Raw genomic sequence first — 19394 nt, forward strand, 5'->3', positions numbered from 1 at the left:
GCACGTCACTCCACCGTGCCTCACCCGGGGTCCGGACGCGAGACGTCCACCCCGTTCGCCCGACGGCCTTGACCCAGGCATTGGTCCATACCAAGATGCTGGGCACCCGTCCGAGCTCCTGCTCGCCCCCACGTCGGGCCCCGCCCTGTCCGCCAGACAGAGAAACAGGACCTCACGTGAGACGCCGACTGCTCGCCCTCGTCTGTGTGTCCGCCTCCCTGCTCACCGGCTGCGGGGTGATGTCCGACAGCGCGGCGGAGCGGCGCACCGTCACCGTGTGGCTGATGCAGCACAGCGCCTCGCAGGACTTCCTGGACCGCTTCACCGAGGAGTTCGAGCGGGAGCACCGGACGCTCGACCTCGACATCCGCGTCCAGGAGTGGACCGGCATCGGCGAGAAGGTCCAGCAGGCCCTGCGCGGCAAGGACCCCGACGGGCCCGACGTCATCGAGGTCGGCAACACCCAGGTGTCCGCCTACGCCGAGGGCGACGGCCTGCTCGACCTCACGCTGGAGTCCATGCGCGACTGGGGCCGCGACGACTGGCTGCCCGGCCTCGCCGAACCCGGCCGCTGGGGCTCCCAGCAGTACGGCATCCCCTGGTACGCCGCCAACCGCGTCGTCGTGTACCGCAAGGACCTGTTCCGCGCGGCCGGCGTCACCCCGCCCGAGACCCGCGACGAGTGGCTGGAGATCACCGAGCGGCTCGACACCGGCGACACCCAGGGCATCTACCTCGCCGGACAGGACTGGTACACGCTGGCCGGCTTCATCTGGGAGGAGGGCGGCGAACTCGCCACCGAACGCGACGGCGTCTGGCGGGGCGCCCTGGACAGCGAGGCCGCCCTGCGCGGCATGGACTTCTACCGCCGGCTCCAGCGGCTCGGCGACGGACCCGTCGACGCCGACGAGGAACACCCGCCGCAGGCAGGCGTGTTCGCCGAAGGGCGGGTCGCGCAGATCGTCGCCGTCCCCGGACTGGTCCGCGCGATCGTCCAGCGGAACCCCGGACTCGAGGACGAGATCGGCTACTTCCCCGTCCCCGGCAAGGAGGCCGGCCGCCCCGGCGCCGTCTTCACCGGCGGCTCCGACCTCGTCGTCCCGGCCAACACCGACGCCGAGGACGCCGCCGTCGAGGTCGTCGCCGCCCTCACCGGCGCCCGGTGGAACACCGAACTCGCCCGCACCATGAACTACGTCCCCAACAAGGCGGACCTCGCCGACGCGGTCGCGGGGGAGGAGGGGCTGGAGGCCATGGCGGCCGGCGCGGCACGGGGCCGGGCGACCCCGGCCACGCCCCGGTGGAGCGTGGTCGAGGCCGACAACCCGATCAAGGAGTACATGACCAGGGTGCTCACCGGCGCCGACCCCGCGAAGGAGGCCGAGCGCGCCGCGCGCCGCATCACCGAGACCCTCGCCTTCGACTGAGGGCGTCCCCGCGCGCCGCGCGGCGGCCGGTCAGCGGACGACGCTCAGCGACAGCGCGAACCGCCGCTCGCCGTCCGTCCACCACCGGGCCAGGTCCAGCCCCGCGGCCGCCAGCTCCGCGCGCACGCCCTCCCGCCGGAACTTCGCCGACACCTCGGTGCGCAGCTCCTCGCCCTCCGCGAAGTCCACGGCCAGTCCGAGCGCCGGGATCTTCACCGACTGCGCGGTGCGCGAGCGCAGCCGCATCTCGATCCACTCGTGCTCCGCGTCCCACAGCGCCACGTGGTCGAAGGCGTCCGGGTCGAAGTCGGCGCCCAGCTCCCGGTTGACGACGTTCAGCACGTTCTTGTCGAACGCGGCCGTCACCCCGGCCGCGTCGTCGTACGCCCGGACCAGCGTCCCCTCGTCCTTCACCAGGTCCGTGCCCAGCAGCAGCGCGTCGCCCGGGGCGAACAGGGCGCGGACGGAGGCGAGGAACGCGGCCCGCTCGGCCGGCGGCAGGTTGCCGATGGTGCCGCCGAGGAACGCCACCAGGCGCGGCCCCGGGGTGTCCGGCAGGGTCAGCTCCGCGGTGAAGTCCGCGACCAGCGCGTGCACCTCCAGGCCGGGCCGTTCGGCCGCCAGCGCCCGCCCGGCCCCGGTCAGCGCCGACTCGCTGACGTCGACCGGGACGTACGCGTGCAGCCCGGTGAGGGCGGCGATCAGATGCCGCGTCTTCTCCGAGGAGCCGGAGCCCAGTTCCACCAGGGTGCGGGCGCCGGACGCGGCGGCGATCTCGTCGGCGCGGGCGAGCAGGATCTCCCGCTCGGCGCGCGTCGGGTAGTACTCGGGCAGCGCGGTGATCTCCTCGAACAGCTGGCTGCCCCGGGCGTCGTAGAACCACTTGGGCGGCAGCGTCTTGGGGCTGCCGGTCAGTCCCGCGCGGACGTCGGCGCGCAGCGCGGCGGCGGTGGCGTCCTCGGGGAGGGTGCGGGTGAGACGGAACGGGCTCACGTGAAGGGCTCCTTGAGCGGGGTGAGCAGCACCTCGGTGCGGCTCGCGGCGAGCAGGGTGCGGTCGGGCACCTCCTGCCAGTGCGGGTCGTCGTCGTAGGGCTCGGAGGCGACGACGGCGCCCCCGCCGGGCCGGACGAGGTACCACAGGGTGTCCCCCCAGGCGGTCGCGGCGACGGCGGCGCCGTCGGTGAGCAGCAGGTTCAGCCGGGCCGTGGGCGCCGCCCGGGCGACCTCGGCGACCGTGTCGGCCAGCGCCTGCCCCAGGGCGTCGCCGGCCCGCAGCCGCGCCAGCACCAGCGCCCACACGAACGCCGAGTCGGTGCGCGCCTCCAGCGACAGCAGGTCCCCGGCCGGCACCGTGGCGGCCAGCGGCGCGAGCGAACCCGGCCAGCCCGGCACCGCGCCGTTGTGGCTGAACAGCCACGCCCCGGACGCGAAGGGCGCCGCGGCCGCCTCCGCGTCGGCGCCGGACAGTGTCGCGTCGCGCACGGCCGCGAGCAGCGCCTCCGTCCGCACCACCCGCGCCAGGTCCGTGAACGACAGGTCCGCCCACACCGGCCCGGCCCTCCGGTACCGGGCCGGAACCGGGTCGCCGGCGGCGTACCAGCCCACGCCGAAGCCGTCCGCGTTGACCGTGCCGTGCCGCTGCCGGCGCGGCGCCCACGACTGCCGGTACAGACCGTGCGGCGGCCGCACCAGCAGCGCGCCCAGCGGCTCCTCGGGCCCCACGTACGCGAGGTGGCGGCACATCAGGCGCCCTCCACCGAGCGGGCGGTGCGGAAGCCGGAGAAGATCTGCCGCCGGACCGGAAGGTCCCAGTTGCGGAACGTGCCGCGGCAGGCCACCGGGTCCACGGCGAACGAACCGCCGCGCAGCACCTTGTGTTCCGGCCCGAAGAAGACCTGCGAGTACTCCCTGTACGGGAACGCCTCGAAGCCGGGGTACGGCAGGAAGTCGCTCGCCGTCCACTCCCACACGTCGCCGATCAGCTGCCGCACGCCCAGCGGCGACGCCCCGGCCGGGTAGCCGCCGGCCGGCGCCGGACGCAGATGGCGCTGGCCGAGGTTGGCGTGCTCGGGCGTCGGATCGGCGTCGCCCCACGGGTAGCGCCTCGAACGGCCGGTCGCCGGGTCGTACCGGGCGGCCTTCTCCCACTCGGCCTCGGTGGGCAGCCGGCGCCCGGCCCAGCGGGCGTACGCGTCGGCCTCGTACCAGCACACGTGCAGCACGGGCTCGTCCGGCGGGACCGGTTCGGTGACGCCGAAGCGGCGGCGCAGCCACACCCCGCCCTCCCGGCGCCAGTACAGCGGCGCGGTGAGGGAGGCGCGGCGGACGTGCGCCCAGCCCTGGGGCGTCCACCAGCGCGGGTCGTCGTAGCCGCCGTCCTCGACGAACGCCTGGTACGCGCCGTTGGTGACCGGCGTGGCGTCGATCCGGAACGGCGCCACCTCGCGGCGGTGCGCGGGCCGTTCGTTGTCCAGCGCCCACGGCTCGGCCGAGGCGCCCATGGTGAACGGGCCGCCCGGCACCAGGACCTCGGCCGGCCCGGCGTACGGCGTGACCGGCTCCGGGCCGGGCGCGGTGAGGGCGGCCGGGCCCTTCCGGAGCTGGTGCGTGATCAGCATGGTCTCGCCGTGCTGCTGCTCGTGCTGGGCGACCATCCCGAAGACGAACCCGGCCTCGGTCAGCCGGTTCCCGCCGAACGCCGTGCGCTCCAGCACGTCCAGCACCCGTCCGCGCACGTCGGCCGCGTACCGGCGGGCCTCCTCGGGCGACAGCAGGGGGAGGCCCGGGCGTTCGGCGCGCGGGTGCTCGAAGGCGTCGTAGAGGCTGTCGATCTCCGGGCGGATCGCCTCCTGGCCGGCCACCGCGCGCAGCAGCCACTGCTCCTCCTGGTTGCCGACGTGTGCCAGATCCCACACCAGCGGCGACATCAGCGGCGAGTGCTGCGCGGTCAGGTCGGGGTCCTCCACACAGCTGGTCAGCAGCGTGGTGCGGTCCCGCGCGACAACCAGGGAGGCGACCGCGCGCTCGCGCAGGGTCTCGGCGTCGAGGGCGGGGTCGGTCATGGGACGACGTCCTTCCCGTGCGGGCGGGGGGTGAGGGACGCGCCGGACGCGGTACGCCCGTCGTGCTCCGCGCGCCACGCGTCGAGCAGGTCGTCGGCGGGGCAGCGGCCCCGGGCGACGTAGCGGTCCCGGAACGCCGCGACCCGGTCGACCAGGGCGGTCGCGGCCCCGAGCCGGGGCAGCGCGTCGAGCGCCTCCGCGAAGCAGACGGCCGCCGCCTCCCGCAGCTCCGGGTCGGCCAGACCGTCGCGGGCCGCGTCCCGCCACAGCGGGTTCTGCGGCGCGGGCACGCCCCGCGTCCGCTCGGCCAGGGGCTTCACCGTCCGGTAGGCGGTCTCGGCGGCCCCCGGGTCGTCGAACAGCGCCGCCGTCACGGCCAGCGGCACCGTCCAGCCGTCGTCGCCGGGCTGCGCGTCCATCATCCGCAGCTCCAGATGGCCACGCGGCCTGACCGGCGGGAACAGGGTGGTGACGTGGTAGTCCAGGTCGTCGTGCGTGGGCGCGCGCGGCGACCGGCGGCGCGTCCAGTGCCGGAACGACAGGTCCTCCGGCACCTCCCACGGCCCGTCGTCGGCCCGGCGTACGCACATCACGGGCGCGTCCAGCACATGCCGGGCCCAGGCGCCGCGCGGGTCGGCGTCCAGCGCGGGGGCGCCGGCCCGTCCGGCGCCGATCTGCGCCCAGCGCAGCTGCCGGGTGGACCGCCAGCCGGTGGGCCGGCCGGCGGAGACGGGGGAGTTCGCGAAGACCGCCACCAGGACGGCGCCCAGCAGATGGGCCAGCCACCAGCGGCGTACGTGGCCGAGCGGGCCGGGCTCCTCGTGGCCGGCGTCCACGCACACCTGCACCGAGGCGGAGGTGCACATCATGTACCGGCCGGCCGCGCCGGTGCGGTCGAGGGCGGCCTCCATCGCGTCGTAACGCGGCCGGCGGAGATAGCGGCGGGGGGTCCGCCAGGGGTCGTGGCCCATGCCGGCCAGGGCGAGGCCGTCCCGGCCGAGGACCGCGCGGACGGCGTCCAGGTCGGCGGAGACGGTGGTCAGGCACTCGGTGAGGGAGGCGGCGGGCGGCGAGCTGAGCTCGAGCTGGCCGCCGGGTTCGACGGTGAGCGCCGAACGCAGGGGCACCGCGCGCAGTGCGGCGTAGGCCGCTTCGAGTCGTTCACGGGAGACGGGGAGCCGCGGGTCGCGCAGCTCGTGGACCAGCCATTCGACTTCCACACCGAGGCGGCGGGGCGGTCCGGTCTTGAAGCAGATGCCCCGTATCAGGGCCTCCGCCTCGGCTTCGGTGACGGCCGTGCGGGACGGCGCCCAGCCGCTCGACGGATCTGACATGCGGGAATCCTCCTGAGACACCACCATGTCGCCGGCCCGGAGCCCGGAGCCCGGCCGGCACCAACGCGTCCACCCAAAACCCTCGGGCCGCCCGGCACAAGGGCGCCCGGCGGGGCGTGAGGGGGCGGTCACCTCCGCGTCCCGCCCGCCACCGGGGCCTTCCGCCACCGGTCCCGGACCGTCCGGGGCGGCGGAAACCGCGTTGCGCCGCGTGACCAGCATCACTCAGGATGCTCGCGTGAGCACGACGAGGGAGGACGCGCGGGGCGCGGTCACGGCGGCTACGGGGGTGGCGCCGTGAGCGCGCGCCTGCGGGGCATCGCCCGGGAGACGGAACAGATCGTGGCGGAGGGCGCCTACCGCGCGCCGGACGGCCGCGAGGTGCGGATCGGGCCCGCCGTCGAGGCCGCGCGGCAGGGCACCACCCTGCACGGACCGGAACCGGTCGCGGTGCCGCGGTCCAGCCCGGTGCGGACCCGGTTCGAGGTGACCGGCGAGAGCAGTACGGGCGCCGCCCGTCGCCTCACCGGCGCGGATCCCGTGGCCGTGCTCGGTTTCGCCTCGGCGCGCAACCCGGGCGGCGGCTACCTCAACGGCGCGCAGGCCCAGGAGGAGGCCCTGTGCCGCGCCTCGGCGCTGTACACGTGCCTGCTGCGGGCGCCCGGCTTCTACGAGCACCACCGCGCCCACCGGGACCCGTTCTACACCGACCGGGTGATCCACGCGCCGGCCGTGCCGGTGTTCCGCGACGACCGGGGCGGCCTGCTGGACGCCCCCTTCACGGTCGGTTTCCTCACCTCGCCGGCGCCCAACGCGGGCGTGATCCGCTCCACGGCGCCCGAGCGGCTGGGGGAGCTGCCCGGCGTGCTGGCCCGCCGCGCGGGCCGTGTCCTGGAGACGGCGGCCGCCCACGGTTACCGGCGCCTGGTGCTCGGCGCGTGGGGCTGCGGGGTGTTCCGCAACGACCCGGCACAGGTGGCGGAGGCGTTCCGTGCGTCCCTGGGCCCCGGCGGACGCTTCCACGGCGCCTTCGGGCACGTGGTGTTCGCCGTCCTGGACCGCACCCGCGACGGCGAGGTCCGCGCGGCGTTCGAGCGGACCTTCGCGGACCTGCCGGCCGGGCCGGCGGCGGTCAGCTCCAGCCGTGGCGCTCCCTGAGCCGCTGCCGCACCAGGTTGAACCGCATCCGGTCCAGCGCGCACGCCTCCCGGCGCATGCCCTGCTCGTGCAGCCGCAGCACCCGGTCGACGTCCACCCAGGACTCACGCCCCGACCGGTCCCACGGCCCGCTGCCGATCGGCACCCACTCCCGGTCGCCGGTGCGCCGCTTGCTCGACAGCTGCACGGCGAGGAACGTCCCGGCCGCCTCGCGGGCGACGACCAGCACCGGCCGGTCCTTGCCCCGGCCGTCGTTCTCCTCGAACGGCACCCAGGTCCAGACGACCTCCCCGGGGTCCGGGTCGCCGTCGTACGCCGGCGAGTACTCGGTGCGCACCCGGCCGACGGAGCGCGGCTCGGTCTCGAGCGTGGCGTACGGGCCGTAACGGCCCGGGGTGTTCTCAGGGGTGTAGGCGGTCACAGGCGGTACCGTACGTCACCCGTACGGCGGTGCCGCGCAAGGGGATTGACCGTCCACCGGACGCCTGCGGTCAGTCCCCGGTCCCTGTCGGGTCCCGCCCGGTCACCACCACGCTCCAGCCGGACCGGCTCCCGACGTGGAAGTCGTCCGCCTCGACCGCCACCACCACACCGTCGACGGCCCGCACCAGGTAGGAGTCCGCGGAGGTGCACAGCACCACGGACGCGTCCGTGTCCAGGACGAAGTCCGCCGGCAGCGCCTGCCGGGTGCGCACGACGCGACCGGCCGGCGCCTTGCCCGGCAGGCGCGGGCACTCCTGCCGGTCGAGCACCCGGAAGCCCGGCCGGACACGGAGAGCGCGGGCCTGAGGGCGTTCCGATCCCGGATGCGCCGGGGATGCCTGATTGCGCGCCCCGGTGGAACCCTGAAGGCATGGGCAAGACCGCACTGATCGTCATCGACATGATCAACACCTACGACCACCCGGACGCCGACCAGCTGCTCCCGTCCGCCGAGACGGTGGTCCCTGTGATCTCCGGCCTGCTGGAGCGGGCGCGGCGGCAGGACGCGCCGGTGATCTACGTCAACGACAACTTCGGCGGGTGGCGCTCCCACCACGGCGAGCTGCTCGACAAGGCGCTGGCGGGACCGCACGCGCGCCTGGTCGAGCCGCTGGTCCCCGACGAGTCCTCGCTCTTCGTGGTCAAGGCCCGGCACTCGATCTTCTTCGAGACCCCGCTCGGCTACCTGCTCTCCCAGCAGGACATCGACCGGCTCGTGCTGTGCGGCCAGGTGACCGAGCAGTGCGTGCTGTACTCCTCGCTCGACGCGCACATCCGGCACTTCCAGGTGACCGTCCCCCGGGACGCCGTCGCGCACATCCACGCCGACCTGGCGGACGCGGCCCTGCGGATGATGGAGCGCAACATGGGCGCGACGGTGTGCGACAGCGACGAGCTGTGGGCGTGAGAACCCGGACCGGTCGCGCCTCCTGGGGGACACTGAGGGCATGAGCCGTCCCTCCCCGCCGCCGGAACTGCGCGCCTATCTGGAGGAGCTGGTCCGCCGTACCTCCGCCGTCTGCGGGGACAGCCTGGTGAGCGTCCTCGCCGTCGGCTCGCTCGCCCTCGGCGACTACCGCCACGGGCGCAGCGACGTCGACGTGACGGTCGTGGTGGACCCCGCGCTGCCGCGCGCGGACCTCGCCTCGCTGGCCGGGACGCTGGCCCACCCCGCGCTGCCCTGCCCGGCCGCCGGCCTGGAACTGGTCGTCTACCCGGCCGACTTCGCCGCCCGCCCGTCGGGTGAGGCGGGATACCTGCTGGACCTCAACACCGGGCCCTTCCTGCCCGAACGGGCCGATGACGACTCCGCCGGCGCAGCGGCCTTCTGGTACGTGATCGACCGCTCCGTCGCCCACCAGGCGGGACTCCCGCTGTACGGCGCGTCGGCGCGGGACGTGATCGCGGCACCGGAGCGGCCCACGGTGCTCGCCGCGCTCCGCGCCTCCGTGCGGGAACACGCCGGCGGAGAGGGACACCTGTCCGACAACCGGGTGCTCAACGGCTGCCGCGCCACCGTCCACTGCCGTACCGGCCGCTGGTTCGCCAAACGCAGGGCGGGGGAGATCGTCGCCGCGGCCGAACCCGCCTTCCGGCCCCTGATCACCGAGGCGCTGACCAGCTTCGAACGCCCCCGCGCGGAGGCGGCCACCCTGCCCGCCGCCGACGTGCGGGCGTTCCTGGCCTGGGTGACCGCACGCGTCGAGGAGGCGGCCGCGAACGCCGACGGGTGAGCGACGCCGTCATCCGACCCCGGCAACTGTCAGGTGCCGCGGCGGTCCTGACGACCCGTACGGTCACGGCACCGGGCCTGCGGCCCCCACCGAGGGCGCCGGCCGTGAACGCCGTTCGGCACACAGAGAAGAGGCATCATGAGCCGCCGATCGCTCAGGATTCTGCCGGCCGCGGGGGCGCAGCCGCAGTGATGGCCCTCCTGCCCACGTCCGTCCACGCCGCGCCGCACTCGGGCGGCAACTACGGGGCCTTCGCCAGGGAGGGGCAGTACCCCACGGTCCCCGGCTGTGCGGGCACCTTCCGCCAGGTCGGAGCCACCCGGTCCTTCGAGGGCATGAGGCTGAAGTACTTCTCCTCCGACGCGTGCGGGTCCTTCGCGCGCATCGAGAACGCGCGCACCAACTGCGCGGCGGTGCTGGAGCGTTCCAACAGCGGTGCGGGCCGGGCCGACGGCTGGGTCTCCGAGACCGTGGACCCCGGCCTCACCCACGCCTGCACGAGGATCGGGAACAACCTCGACGGGCGTGTCTCGCGCGCCGTCCTCGCGTGTGACGGGCATCCGCTGGTGAACACGGGCTGGTACTGAGCCGTTCCGGCCCCGAAGCGCGCATGAGGGAGGGAGGGGACGGGCCGGAACACCGGCCCGCCCCCTCCCTCGTGCATCCAGACGTCAGGTGAGCCCGCCGGAGGCCGGGGCGGCCGCGGCGGACCGGGTGGCGTACCGGTGCGTCGGACGGGGGACACGGGTGCCCCTGACGACTGTCAGGGGGCCGAGGGGCCCTGATGTGCCTCGTCGGCGTGACGGGGGAGCAGCAGCGGGGTGGCCAGGAGCAGGACGCCCGCGAGGGCGATGGCGGTGCGGGGGCCGGTGAGGCTCGCCAGCAGGCCCCAGAGCGCGGTCAGCGGGGCGATCGACGCCTTGCCGGTCGCCGACCATGCCGACAGCGTGCGGACGACGCGGTCCGCCGGGGTCCGCTCCAGTCGGCGCGTCGCGAACACCGGGTTGAACACGCCGATGCTCGTGATCAGCCCGAACTCGATCACCATGACCAGGACCAGACCGGCCGTGCCCGGCCCGACGAACGCCAGCCCGAGCGGCCAGCACGCCCGCAGCGTCCCCGTGACGCGCAGCACCCGCCGCGGCCCGAACCGCGCCACCAGCCGCCGCGACAGCCGCGCGCCGACCAGCCCGCCCAGACACGGCACCGCGAAGGCCAGACCGTACTGCCAGGGAGCGAAACCCAGGGGGCCCACCATCAGCACGACCAGCAGCGGCGACGATGCCATGATCAGCCCGTTGACCAGCACCGTGTTGAGGAACAGCGGACGCAGTTCCCGGCTGCGCAGGATGTGCCGCCACCCGTCCAGCAGGTCGCCGGCCCGCAGCCGGGGCCGCGCGTCCGGCCGCTCGGGCCGCCGGTCGCCGCCGCCCGCCGCGCCCAGCGCACCGGCCGACAGCAGGTAGCTCACGGCGTCGGCGAGCACCGTCGTCACCGGGCCGAACCAACCGATCGCCGCCCCGCCGAGCGGCGGGCCCAGCATGGTCGCGGTCCAGGCCGTCGACTCCAGCCGCCCGTTCGCCCGCAGCAGCTCCTCCTTCGGCACGACGTCCTTCACGTACGCGCCGACCGCCGCCTGGAAGGTGATGTCGGCCGCCGCCACCGTCACCGACACCACCAGGAGCTGTCCCACGGTGAGCGCGTCGACGGCGTACGCGACGGGCACGCTGAGCAGCACCGCGCACCGGACCACGTCCGTCGCGATCATCACCGGGCGTTTGCGGCGGTGCTCCACCCACGGCCCGAGCGGCACCGCGAGCACCGCGCCGACCGCGGGGCCCACCGCCGCCAGCAGCGACACCTCCGCCGGGCCGGCGTCCAGCACCAGCAGGGCGACCAACGCGAACGCGTCGAACGCGAACCGCGTGCCGAAGGCGCTGACCCCGTACGCCGCCCACAGCCACCCGAACCGCCACCCCGGCGACCGCCGCCCGTCCACCCCGGCCCCCACCCCGCCGACCCGGCCCCCGGCGGCCGCCGGGGGGACCGGCCCATCCAAGCGAGCGGGGGGCGGGCCGGGCAAACCGAGGCGGTTCCCACGGCACGCGGAGAGCTGCGCGGGCCCTCACGGGGAGGGCGTGCGCCCCGACGGCACCACCGGCCACGCCGTCGAGCGGCCATCAGCCGCGCCACGCCGGCCCACTGAGCGTGCCGCTTCGGCTGCGTACCGGTCTCAGCCGTCGATGGTCACCGCGCACGACCAGCCGTACGGTCCCGGCCGCAGCCGCAGGTCCTCCCAGCCGACGTCCGTCGGCACCTCCCCGGTGACCCGCACGTCCGCCAGGCCCGCGACCGCCAGCCGTACGTCCAGGCCGCCCTCGGCCTCGTCCGCCTCCACGTCCACGGGAACGTGACCATGGACCTCCAGGCGGTACAGGACCTCGTCGAGCAGCGCGGCCAGCAGGTCGTCGTCGCTGGCCTCCTCCAGGCGGATGCGGCCCACGCCGGTCGGTCTCACGCCGGAGACGTCGGCGAAGCACTCCACCATCGCCACCACGGCCTCCGCCAGGCAGTGCTCGCGGCTCGCCGCCCAGGCCTCGATCCGTACCTCGTCCTCCTGCGCCACCGAGCGGTGCCCGCTGCGGTCCGGTCCTGGCGCCTGCCCCGGGTCACCCGTGTCACCGACCATGCACCACGACTGCCCGAGCGCACGGGCCCCATGCCCCGTGGCGGTGCATCGCGCACCGGGGGAGGGGTACGCGGACGCCGACCGGGGACCTGTCCTGGCCGTACGGAGGGAGGCCGACCGTCATGCGGTTCCGTGATCGCCGGCAGGCCGGACGCGAACTGGCCGCGCGGCTGCGTCAGGAGCGGGACGCGGGCGCCCTGCCCGATCCCCTCGTGCTGGCGCTGCCCCGCGGCGGTGTCGCCGTCGCCGCCGAGGTCGCCGAGGCGCTCGGCACGCCTCTCGACGTCCTCGTGGTCCGCAAGGTGGGCGTCCCCGGGCACGAGGAGTACGGCGTCGGCGCCATGGCCGGCGACGGCGTCCCCGTGTACGACGACGAGGCCCTGCGCGGCCTGGGCCTGACCCACGCCGACCTCGCACCCGTCGTCGAACGGGAACGCGCCGAACTGCGGCGACGCGAACGGCTCTACCGGCAGGGCAGGCCCGCGCCCGACCCGCGCGGCCGTACGGTGATCGTCATCGACGACGGTCTGGCCACCGGCTCCACCGCCCGCGCGGCCCTGCGCGCCCTCCGCGCCCGCGCCCCGGGCCGCCTCGTCCTGGCCGTCCCGGTCGCCTCCCCGGCGGGCGTCGCGTCCCTCCGCCCCGAGACCGACGACCTGATCTGCCTCCACGCACCGGCCGCCTTCATGGCCGTCGGCCAGTGGTACGACGAGTTCGACCAGCTGACGGACGAGGAGGTGCTGGGGGCGCTGCGCGGGCGGAAGCAGGCGTAGCGCGAGGCGCCCTGGCGGTGCTCCGCCGCCCAGCTCACCGGCACGTGGCCGCGAGGGGGTCTCCCCGCGGCGCGACCACGGCCACGGGCGCACGCCGGCGGGCGTGCGGCTTCCCGGCGGTGTCTCGCTGGACCCCGCTGTCCGGCGTACCACCCGGGCGCCGCCCGACCGGGTCAGATCACCCCGTCCCCCCGCAGAGCCGCGATGTCCTCAGGGGTGCGGCCCAGGCCGCGCAGGATCGTTTCCGTGTGTTCGCCCACCGCCGGGACCGGATCCATGCGCGCCGGGATGCCGGCGAGGTCCGCCGGCGGGAGGAGCGCCTCCGCGGTGCCGCCCGGTACCCCGATCTCACGCCACCGGCCGCGCGCGGCGAGCACCGGGTGGTCGAGGAACGCCGCGACGTCGTTGACCCCGGCGCAGGCGATGCCGATGCCCTCCAGGCTCGTGAGCAGGTCCGCCGCGTCGTCGCGGGCACAGCGGTCCGCCACGATCGCGTTCAGTTCCTCCCGGTGCGCCACGCGGTCCGGACCCGTCGCGAACCGCGGGTCGTCGGTCAGCTCCGGCCGGGCGAGGAACTCCCGGCACAGCGCGGCCCACTCGCGTTCGTTCTGGATGGAGAACAGCACCTCGCGGCCGTCCGCGGCCCGGTACGTGCCGTACGGGGCGATCGTCGCGTGCTGGGTGCCCAGCCGCGGCGGCTGGGCACCGCCGTACCGGGTGTAGTAGGCGGGCTGCCCCATCCACTCCGCCAGCGCCTCGAACAGGGACACCTCCACGGGGTGCGCCTCGCCGGTGGTGGCGCGGGTGTAGAGGGCGGTGAGCACACCGCTGTAGGCGTACATCCCGGCGGCGATGTCGGCGACGGAGATGCCCGTGCGGGCGGTCTCCTCCGGGGTGCCGGTGAGCGACACCAGACCCGTCTGGCACTGCACCAGCAGGTCGTACGCCTTGCGGCCGGCCCACGGGCCGGTGGTGCCCCAGCCGGAGATCGTGCAGGGGATCAGCCGCGGATGACGGCGGGTCAGGTCCTCGGCGCCCAGTCCGAGCCGGCCGGCCGCGCCCGGCGCGAGGTTCTGCACGAACACATCGGCGTCCGCGAGCAGTTCGTGCAGGATGTCCAGTCCGCGCGGATCCTTCAGGTCGAGGGTGAGGGACTCCTTCGAGCGGTTGATCCACACGAAGTAGCTGGACGTGCCGTGCACGGCGGTGTCGTAGCGACGGGCGAAGTCGCCCTCGCCCGGCCGCTCCACCTTGATCACCCGGGCGCCGAGATCGGCCAGCTGCCGGGTGGCGTAGGGCGCGGCCACGGCCTGCTCCACGGTCACCACCGTCACCCCGGACAAGGGGAGTCTCCGCACGTCCACGCCTCCTGCCCGCACCCGGGTCCCCGGTCGCCGGCCGCCCTCGGCCGGTACGCGATCACTACGCGATGAGTACGGCCGGGGCGGACCGCCTGTCAAGCCGGTCCGCTCACTCGCTCACCCGCTGGTCACCTGCCGTCGGTCCGGACCCCCGGGACGTCGGCGGGCCGGCTGCGGGACACGACGCGCATGCCCCGCGCGTCCACCGCGCGGACCTGCAGCGAGCCGCAGCCGCAGCGCGTCCACACGGTGCTGCCCGCCGCGGTGGCGTGCCGCGAGACGACCCGGAACGGCTCCGCCCGGTCCGGCCACCCGCAGTAGGGGCAGGCGGTGCCGGTCGTGCCCGTGGTGCCGGTCGTGCTGGTCATGGCGACTCCTCGGATCCTCACGTGCCTCATGTGACTCGTGTGCCTGTCGTCGGTCGTGACACGTCAAGGGTGCGCCGTCGGTTATGTTCACGTCCAGGTTGACTTTGTGTACGCCACTGTGAAGCCTCGGCTTCATGATTGACCTGCGCCGGCTCCACGTCCTCCGAGCGGTCGCCCACTACGGCACGGTCACCGCGGCCGCCCGCGCCCTGCACTTCACGCCCTCGGCCGCCTCCCAGCAGATCCGCCAGCTCGCCCGCGACCTCGGCGTCGACCTGCTGGAACCCCAGGGCCGCGGGGTACGCCTCACCCCGGCCGCCGAGAGCCTGCTGGCGCACGCCGACGCCATCCAGGCCCGCTGGGACCAGGCCGAGCTGGATCTGCGCGCCGACCACGGCGACCCGGCCGGGGTGCTGCGGGTGACCGGCTTCCCGGTGGCCGTCTCGGTGCTGCTCGCGCCGTTGGCGGCCCGGCTCGGCGAGCGCCACCCGAGGCTGTCGGTACGGATCACGGAGGCGGCGGTACCGGGCATCTTCGACCTGCTCTTCGAGGGCACCGCCGACCTGGCCGTGGTGGAGTCCACCCCGCACAACCCGCCGATGAGCGACACGCGGTTCGACCAGCAGCCGCTGCTGGACGACCCGTTCGACCTGGTGGTGCCGGACGGGCACGCGCTGGCCGGACGGGACCGGATCGGCCTGGCCGAGGCGGCGCGCGAGCCGTGGATCGCCCCGGTGCCGGAGAGCCCGTGCCGGCTCCAGGTCATGGCCGCGTGCGGCGCGGCCGGCTTCGCCCCGGAGGTCGTCCACCACGCCGGCGACTGGAACGCGACGGCGCATCTCGTGGCCCACGGCCTCGGCGTGGCCCTGATCCCACGCCTGGCCCACGTCACCCCGCACCTCCCGATCACCCGCGTCCGCTGCACGGGCGGCCCCCACCGCAGACTCCTCACCGCCACCCGCACCGGCGGCCACGCCCGCCCGGCCGTCGCGGCGGCCCTCCACGGACTGCGCGAACTGGCCCCGGCGGCGGTCGCCTGACCCGCCGCGCCCGCCCGGCCCCGCGCCACCGCGGCGCCCGCACGACCGCGCACGTCACACCGTCCCGCAGACCGCACGTCCAGCACAGCGCCACCCGGCCCCGGGCGCCCTCCACGGCGCCGACCCGGCCGGCTGCCACGTCGCCCCCCACGCCGACGCCGGACGTCGAGGCCGTCCGGATCGAGGACCACGGCCCCGGCGGCCCGGCCGGCATGCTCGACCTCGCCGGCGACCTGCGGCGCCGCCGGCCGGGGGCCGGGAGTTCGCCGTGGCCACGGTCGTCCCCGTGGGCGGCAGCGCGCCCCGCGGTCCGGGCGCCGCCCTCGCCGCCGACCGGGACGGCACGGTGACCGGTTCGGTGCCCGGCGGCTGTGTCGAGGGCGCGGTGCACGACCTGTGCGTCGAGGCCCCCGCGGGCGGGATGAGCAGGACCGGGCGTCTCGGTCACGGCGACGAGGACGCCTCCGCGGTCGGCCACGACGCCGACGCCGGTCCACCACGCCGGGCGGCCTGCCACGGCGGCGGTGCGAGCGGGGGACGGCCGGGGTCCGTCCGTCCGGTGACGCGGGATCCGGGGAGACCTCCGGCCTGCGTGAGCGCCCCGTGGTGTCCGGTGGCCGGGGCGGCCTCGCGGACCGGCCGCGAGGGGCGTCCCGGGCGGCCGGCTGCCGGCGTGAAGGGCGGCGGGACTGGTTCCGCCGGTCCCGCCGACGGCGCCCCCGAGCGCTGGGAGGGGCCGGAAGCGGATGCTTCCGGCCCCTCCCAGGACGCGTGCGTCAGGCCGCGGTCCGCTCGCCGTCGACCAGGGCGTGCAGGCGGTTCAGGACCTCCGCCAGCTGCTCGGCGACCTCGCTGTCGTCGGCCGGGTGGGTCTCGGCGAAACGGGTCACGGAGCCGGGGATGGACAGCTTGATGTCCTCGACGACCTTGCCGCCGGCGATGCCCACGGCCTTGCGGGCCTCGTCCTGCGCCCAGACGCCGCCGTACTGGCCGAAGGCGGTGCCGACCACGACGACCGGCTTTCCGCCGATGGCGCCGGCGCCGAACGGCCGGGACAGCCAGTCGATGGCGTTCTTCAGCACGGCCGGGATCGTGCCGTTGTACTCCGGGGTGAAGAGCAGCAGCGCGTCCGCGCCCGCGGCGGCCTCGCGCAGCCGGGCGGCGGTGGCCGGCACGCCGCCCTCGACGTCGATGTCCTCGTTGTAGAACGGGATCTCCGCCAGCCCCTCGTGGAGTGCGATCTCGACGCCCGCGGGGGCGAGCTTGACGGCGGCCTCGGCCAGCTGACGGTTGTGCGAACCGGCGCGGAGGCTGCCGACGAGGGCGAGGATGCGAACAGACATGAGGAACTCCAAGGGGGACTATGACCTGCGACACGATGCGGACCGGGGTCCGATTTGCAGTTGTAGCACCCCAACCGGACTGCGGTCCAGTTTCATTCCCGATGCTTTACCCTGGCTTCATGTCCGCCGCGCCCCCGTCCGCCCCGACGCCCCCGGAGCCCGTCGAGCCGCAGCTGCTGCAGCTCGGTCCCGGCGGCGACGAGCCCTGCCTGCGCGCCGACGCCGCCCGCAACCGGGCCCGCCTGCTGGAGGCGGCCGCCGGACTCGTCGCCGCGCGCGGGGCCGACGCCGTCACCATGGAGGAGGTCGCCGCGGCGGCCGGCGTGGGCAAGGGCACGGTCTTCCGCCGCTTCGGCGACCGCACCGGCCTGCTGATGGCCCTCCTCGACCACAGCGAGAAGAAGCTCCAGGCCGCCTTCCTCAGCGGCCCCCCGCCGCTGGGTCCGGGCGCGCCCCCGGCCGAGCGGCTGCGCGCCTTCGGCCGTGCCGCCCTGCACCGCACCGTGGAGGACCTGGAGCTCCAGCTCGCGGCCGAGCCGGACGCGGGCCGCCGCTTCACCGTCCCGCCCTACCGGGTGCGGCACCACCACGTCTCCCTGCTGTTGCGCCAGGCGGTCCCGGACGCCGACTGCGACCTGCTCGCCCACACGCTGCTGGCCCAGCTCGAGCCCGCCCTGGTCCACCACCTGACGCACCAGTGCGGCATGTCCCGGCAGCGCCTGGAGGACGCCTGGACCGACCTGGTCGACCGCATCACGGGCACCACCGCCTGACCTCCCCGGACGCCCCCGCCCGCACCCCGGCCCGTCCCTCCCAACTCCCCCGATTCAAGGCCGCGTTACGGCTTCTGCGAAGATGCCGTACGTCATGGTGCAGATACCGAACCCGCCCGCCCCCGCGCCCCCCGCACCGACGCGCTCCGTGCCCACGAGCGCCGATGTGGCCCGCCTGGCCGGCGTCTCGCGCGCGACCGTCTCCTACGTGCTGAACAACGCCCGGGCCGTACGGATCAGCGAACCCACCCGCCGCCGCGTCCGCGAGGCCGCGCGCGAGCTCGGGTACGTCCCGCACGCGGCCGCCCGCAGCCTGCGCGCCGGGCACAGCCGCATGGTCCTGATGCCCGCGCCCGCGTTCCCCGTGGGCCCGCTGTACAGCAAGTTCATCAACGATCTGCACGCCGCGCTGAGCCTGCTCGACTACACGGTCGTCCAGTACGGCACCGTCGGCGTGCACGACGACGAGGCCGCCCGTGCCTGGGCCGAGCTGCGCCCGGTGGCGGTGCTGGTGCCCGGCTCCGGGCTCGGGCCGCGCGGCGTGGAGGTGCTCAAGCGCTCCGGGGCGCGGGCCGTCGTCACGCTCGGCCCCGAGACCGTGCAGGGCGCGTACGCCCTGCTCATGGACCACGACGTGGTCGGGCACAGCGCGGGCGCCCACCTGTTCGACCGGGGGCGCCGACGGATCGGCGTGGTCGTGCCGGGGGAGCCGGGCCTGGACACGTTCTCCGCGCCCCGCCTGGCGGGGGTGCGGGCCGCGGTGCACGGCACGGACGCCACGGTGACCGAGCTGCCGCTCGCGTACGACGAGGAGGCCGCCGCCCGGCTCGCCGCCCGCTGGCGGGACCTCGGCCTCGACGCGGTGTTCACGTACAACGACGAGTACGCGATGCTGCTGATGAGGGCGCTGCAGGACGAGGGGATCCGCATCCCCGAGGAGACCGCCGTGGTCGGCGCGGACAACCTGACGCTGGGGCGGCTGCTGCGTCCTCGGCTCAGCACCGTGCACCTCGAGTTACCGTCCGGTCAGGAACTGGCCGACCTGGTCGACCGAGCCGTCCGCGACCCGGCTGCCGCGCCGGAGGCGCACAAGGTGCTGGGGGCGTCGGTGGTGCGGCGGGAGTCCAGCTGACCCTCGACGCCCGGCAGGGTCCGGCTCACCGGGGGCGTGCCCGGGGAGGCGCACGACCGGGAGCGCTCGATGCGGTGCGTGCGGATGGCGTCGCTGCGGGCGCGCGTCGACCGCCGCAGGCCGCGGGCGCTCATGCCGCCGCGGCGGCACGGGCGGGCGCGACGGCGCCCCGCCGGCGCCGGGTGGCGCGAACCCCCGGCCCGCCGCCCCGCACGCCGCGCGTCCGGGCGCAGGCCCGGCTCCGAGGCTCCGGCGGCTCAGGCGCCCTGACCGTCGCCCTGCTGCTGCGCCTGCTGCTCGGCGATCTGCTGCCGCACCTGGTCCATGTCCAGCTTGCGGGCCTGGCCGATGACGTCCGTCAGCGCGGCCTCCGGCAGGGCGCCCGGCTGGGCGAACACGGCGACCTGGTCGCGGACGATCATCAGCGTCGGGATCGACTGGATGCCGAAGGCGGCGGCCAGCTCGGGCTGCGTCTCGGTGTCCACCTTGCCGAACACCAGGTCCGGGTTGTTCTCGGCCGCCTTCTCGTACACCGGCGCGAACTGCCTGCAGGGCCCGCACCACTCCGCCCAGAAGTCGATCAGCACGAACTCGTTGTCGGTGACCGTCTGGTCGAAGTTCTCCTTGGTGAGTTCGACGGTGGCGCTCATGGTCTGGTCCCTCTTCCTGCTGTCGGCTCGGGTGTCGGCACAACACGGCCGACCGGTCACGTATTC

At 75.4% G+C, this 19394-nt stretch carries 20 protein-coding genes and 2 pseudogenes; 10 read left to right on the plus strand and 12 right to left on the minus strand.

Annotated features, from left to right (window positions below; genetic code table 11):
• Positions 1-176: 176 nt before the first annotated feature.
• Entirely contained in the window at positions 177-1427 is a 1251-nt protein-coding gene (locus ACIQ8B_RS19190; protein WP_403548174.1) for an extracellular solute-binding protein, read from the plus strand.
• A gap of 30 nt (positions 1428-1457) precedes the next feature.
• Here ACIQ8B_RS19190 and egtD read toward each other — a convergent pair whose 3' ends face one another.
• Genes egtD through egtA form a run of 4 tightly spaced genes read right to left on the minus strand, consistent with a single transcriptional unit; the run spans position 1458 to position 5825 of the window.
• Positions 1458-2420 (minus strand): L-histidine N(alpha)-methyltransferase, encoded by a 963-nt coding sequence (gene egtD, locus ACIQ8B_RS19195; RefSeq protein WP_403548176.1) that lies wholly within the window; start codon positions 2418-2420, stop codon positions 1458-1460.
• Positions 2417-3172 (minus strand): ergothioneine biosynthesis protein EgtC, encoded by a 756-nt coding sequence (gene egtC / locus ACIQ8B_RS19200; RefSeq protein WP_106411157.1) that lies wholly within the window; start codon positions 3170-3172, stop codon positions 2417-2419. Before egtC ends, egtD begins: the two co-directional genes overlap by 4 nt.
• Entirely contained in the window at positions 3172-4491 is a 1320-nt protein-coding gene (egtB, locus tag ACIQ8B_RS19205) for an ergothioneine biosynthesis protein EgtB (protein ID WP_403548179.1), read from the minus strand. Before egtB ends, egtC begins: the two co-directional genes overlap by 1 nt.
• Positions 4488-5825: an ergothioneine biosynthesis glutamate--cysteine ligase EgtA gene (egtA, locus tag ACIQ8B_RS19210; protein WP_403548181.1), complete on the minus strand. Its 1338-nt coding sequence runs from the start codon at positions 5823-5825 to the stop codon at positions 4488-4490. The genes egtB and egtA overlap by 4 nt, the downstream gene beginning before the upstream one ends.
• Positions 5826-6122: 297 nt before the next feature.
• Between egtA and ACIQ8B_RS19215 the strand changes: the two genes are divergently transcribed.
• On the plus strand, positions 6123-6983 hold the full coding sequence (locus ACIQ8B_RS19215) for a TIGR02452 family protein (protein ID WP_403548183.1): 861 nt from the start codon (positions 6123-6125) through the stop codon (positions 6981-6983).
• On the opposite strand, the gene ACIQ8B_RS19220 is transcribed toward ACIQ8B_RS19215, so the two are convergent.
• Both ACIQ8B_RS19220 and ACIQ8B_RS19225 read right to left on the minus strand, forming a co-directional pair.
• Complete coding sequence (locus ACIQ8B_RS19220; RefSeq protein WP_365421146.1) at positions 6958-7404, minus strand: type II toxin-antitoxin system PemK/MazF family toxin; 447 nt, start codon at positions 7402-7404, stop codon at positions 6958-6960. The two genes, ACIQ8B_RS19215 and ACIQ8B_RS19220, sit on opposite strands and share 26 nt — an antisense overlap.
• Positions 7405-7498: 94 nt before the next feature.
• A pseudogene (locus tag ACIQ8B_RS19225) lies at positions 7499-7735 on the minus strand (pyridoxamine 5'-phosphate oxidase family protein); the annotation flags it as partial.
• A gap of 101 nt (positions 7736-7836) precedes the next feature.
• On the opposite strand from ACIQ8B_RS19225, the gene ACIQ8B_RS19230 reads away from it, so the two are divergent.
• From ACIQ8B_RS19230 to ACIQ8B_RS19240, 3 genes are all read left to right on the plus strand, one after another.
• Positions 7837-8373, plus strand: coding sequence for an isochorismatase family cysteine hydrolase (locus tag ACIQ8B_RS19230; RefSeq protein WP_290003099.1), 537 nt, complete (start codon positions 7837-7839; stop codon positions 8371-8373).
• A gap of 40 nt (positions 8374-8413) precedes the next feature.
• Complete coding sequence (locus ACIQ8B_RS19235) at positions 8414-9199, plus strand: aminoglycoside adenylyltransferase domain-containing protein (RefSeq protein ID WP_290003102.1); 786 nt, start codon at positions 8414-8416, stop codon at positions 9197-9199.
• 191 nt (positions 9200-9390) lie between these two features.
• The gene (locus tag ACIQ8B_RS19240; protein WP_403548186.1) at positions 9391-9786 is read left to right on the plus strand and encodes a hypothetical protein; all 396 of its coding nucleotides are present in this window, start codon (positions 9391-9393) and stop codon (positions 9784-9786) included.
• Positions 9787-9962: 176 nt separating this feature from the next.
• Here the strand turns inward: ACIQ8B_RS19240 and ACIQ8B_RS19245 are convergent, their stop codons facing one another.
• Positions 9963-11198 (minus strand): MFS transporter, encoded by a 1236-nt coding sequence (locus tag ACIQ8B_RS19245; RefSeq protein WP_403548188.1) that lies wholly within the window; start codon positions 11196-11198, stop codon positions 9963-9965.
• Between the two features lie 234 nt (positions 11199-11432).
• A complete protein-coding gene (locus ACIQ8B_RS19250) occupies positions 11433-11888 on the minus strand; it encodes an archease (protein WP_106411148.1) in 456 nt (151 codons plus the stop codon).
• 122 nt (positions 11889-12010) lie between these two features.
• Between ACIQ8B_RS19250 and ACIQ8B_RS19255 the strand changes: the two genes are divergently transcribed.
• A complete protein-coding gene (locus tag ACIQ8B_RS19255; RefSeq protein WP_403548190.1) occupies positions 12011-12661 on the plus strand; it encodes a phosphoribosyltransferase in 651 nt (216 codons plus the stop codon).
• A 173-nt stretch (positions 12662-12834) separates the two neighbouring features.
• Here ACIQ8B_RS19255 and ACIQ8B_RS19260 read toward each other — a convergent pair whose 3' ends face one another.
• Both ACIQ8B_RS19260 and ACIQ8B_RS19265 read right to left on the minus strand, forming a co-directional pair.
• Entirely contained in the window at positions 12835-14025 is a 1191-nt protein-coding gene (locus ACIQ8B_RS19260) for a CaiB/BaiF CoA transferase family protein (RefSeq protein ID WP_403548192.1), read from the minus strand.
• Positions 14026-14150: 125 nt separating this feature from the next.
• Positions 14151-14390: a hypothetical protein gene (locus tag ACIQ8B_RS19265; RefSeq protein ID WP_290003111.1), complete on the minus strand. Its 240-nt coding sequence runs from the start codon at positions 14388-14390 to the stop codon at positions 14151-14153.
• Between the two features lie 134 nt (positions 14391-14524).
• Between ACIQ8B_RS19265 and ACIQ8B_RS19270 the strand changes: the two genes are divergently transcribed.
• Both ACIQ8B_RS19270 and ACIQ8B_RS19275 read left to right on the plus strand, forming a co-directional pair.
• Positions 14525-15430: a LysR family transcriptional regulator gene (locus tag ACIQ8B_RS19270; protein WP_403548194.1), complete on the plus strand. Its 906-nt coding sequence runs from the start codon at positions 14525-14527 to the stop codon at positions 15428-15430.
• A 286-nt stretch (positions 15431-15716) separates the two neighbouring features.
• Positions 15717-15803 (plus strand): annotated as a pseudogene (locus ACIQ8B_RS19275) (XdhC family protein); the annotation flags it as partial.
• 403 nt (positions 15804-16206) lie between these two features.
• On the opposite strand, the gene ACIQ8B_RS19280 reads toward ACIQ8B_RS19275, so the two are convergent.
• The gene (locus ACIQ8B_RS19280; protein WP_403548196.1) at positions 16207-16773 is read right to left on the minus strand and encodes an NADPH-dependent FMN reductase; all 567 of its coding nucleotides are present in this window, start codon (positions 16771-16773) and stop codon (positions 16207-16209) included.
• 119 nt (positions 16774-16892) lie between these two features.
• Between ACIQ8B_RS19280 and ACIQ8B_RS19285 the strand changes: the two genes are divergently transcribed.
• Positions 16893-17546: a TetR/AcrR family transcriptional regulator gene (locus tag ACIQ8B_RS19285; protein WP_290003116.1), complete on the plus strand. Its 654-nt coding sequence runs from the start codon at positions 16893-16895 to the stop codon at positions 17544-17546.
• A gap of 94 nt (positions 17547-17640) precedes the next feature.
• Positions 17641-18678, plus strand: a complete 1038-nt coding sequence (locus ACIQ8B_RS19290; protein ID WP_403548198.1) for a LacI family DNA-binding transcriptional regulator — start codon at positions 17641-17643, stop codon at positions 18676-18678.
• A 257-nt stretch (positions 18679-18935) separates the two neighbouring features.
• On the opposite strand, the gene trxA is transcribed toward ACIQ8B_RS19290, so the two are convergent.
• Positions 18936-19388, minus strand: coding sequence for a thioredoxin (gene trxA, locus ACIQ8B_RS19295; protein ID WP_403548335.1), 453 nt, complete (start codon positions 19386-19388; stop codon positions 18936-18938).
• Between the last annotated feature and the right edge of the window lie 6 nt (positions 19389-19394).

This window comes from Streptomyces sp. NPDC096105 (assembly GCF_044763335.1).
In the GTDB taxonomy this organism is placed as follows: domain Bacteria; phylum Actinomycetota; class Actinomycetes; order Streptomycetales; family Streptomycetaceae; genus Streptomyces.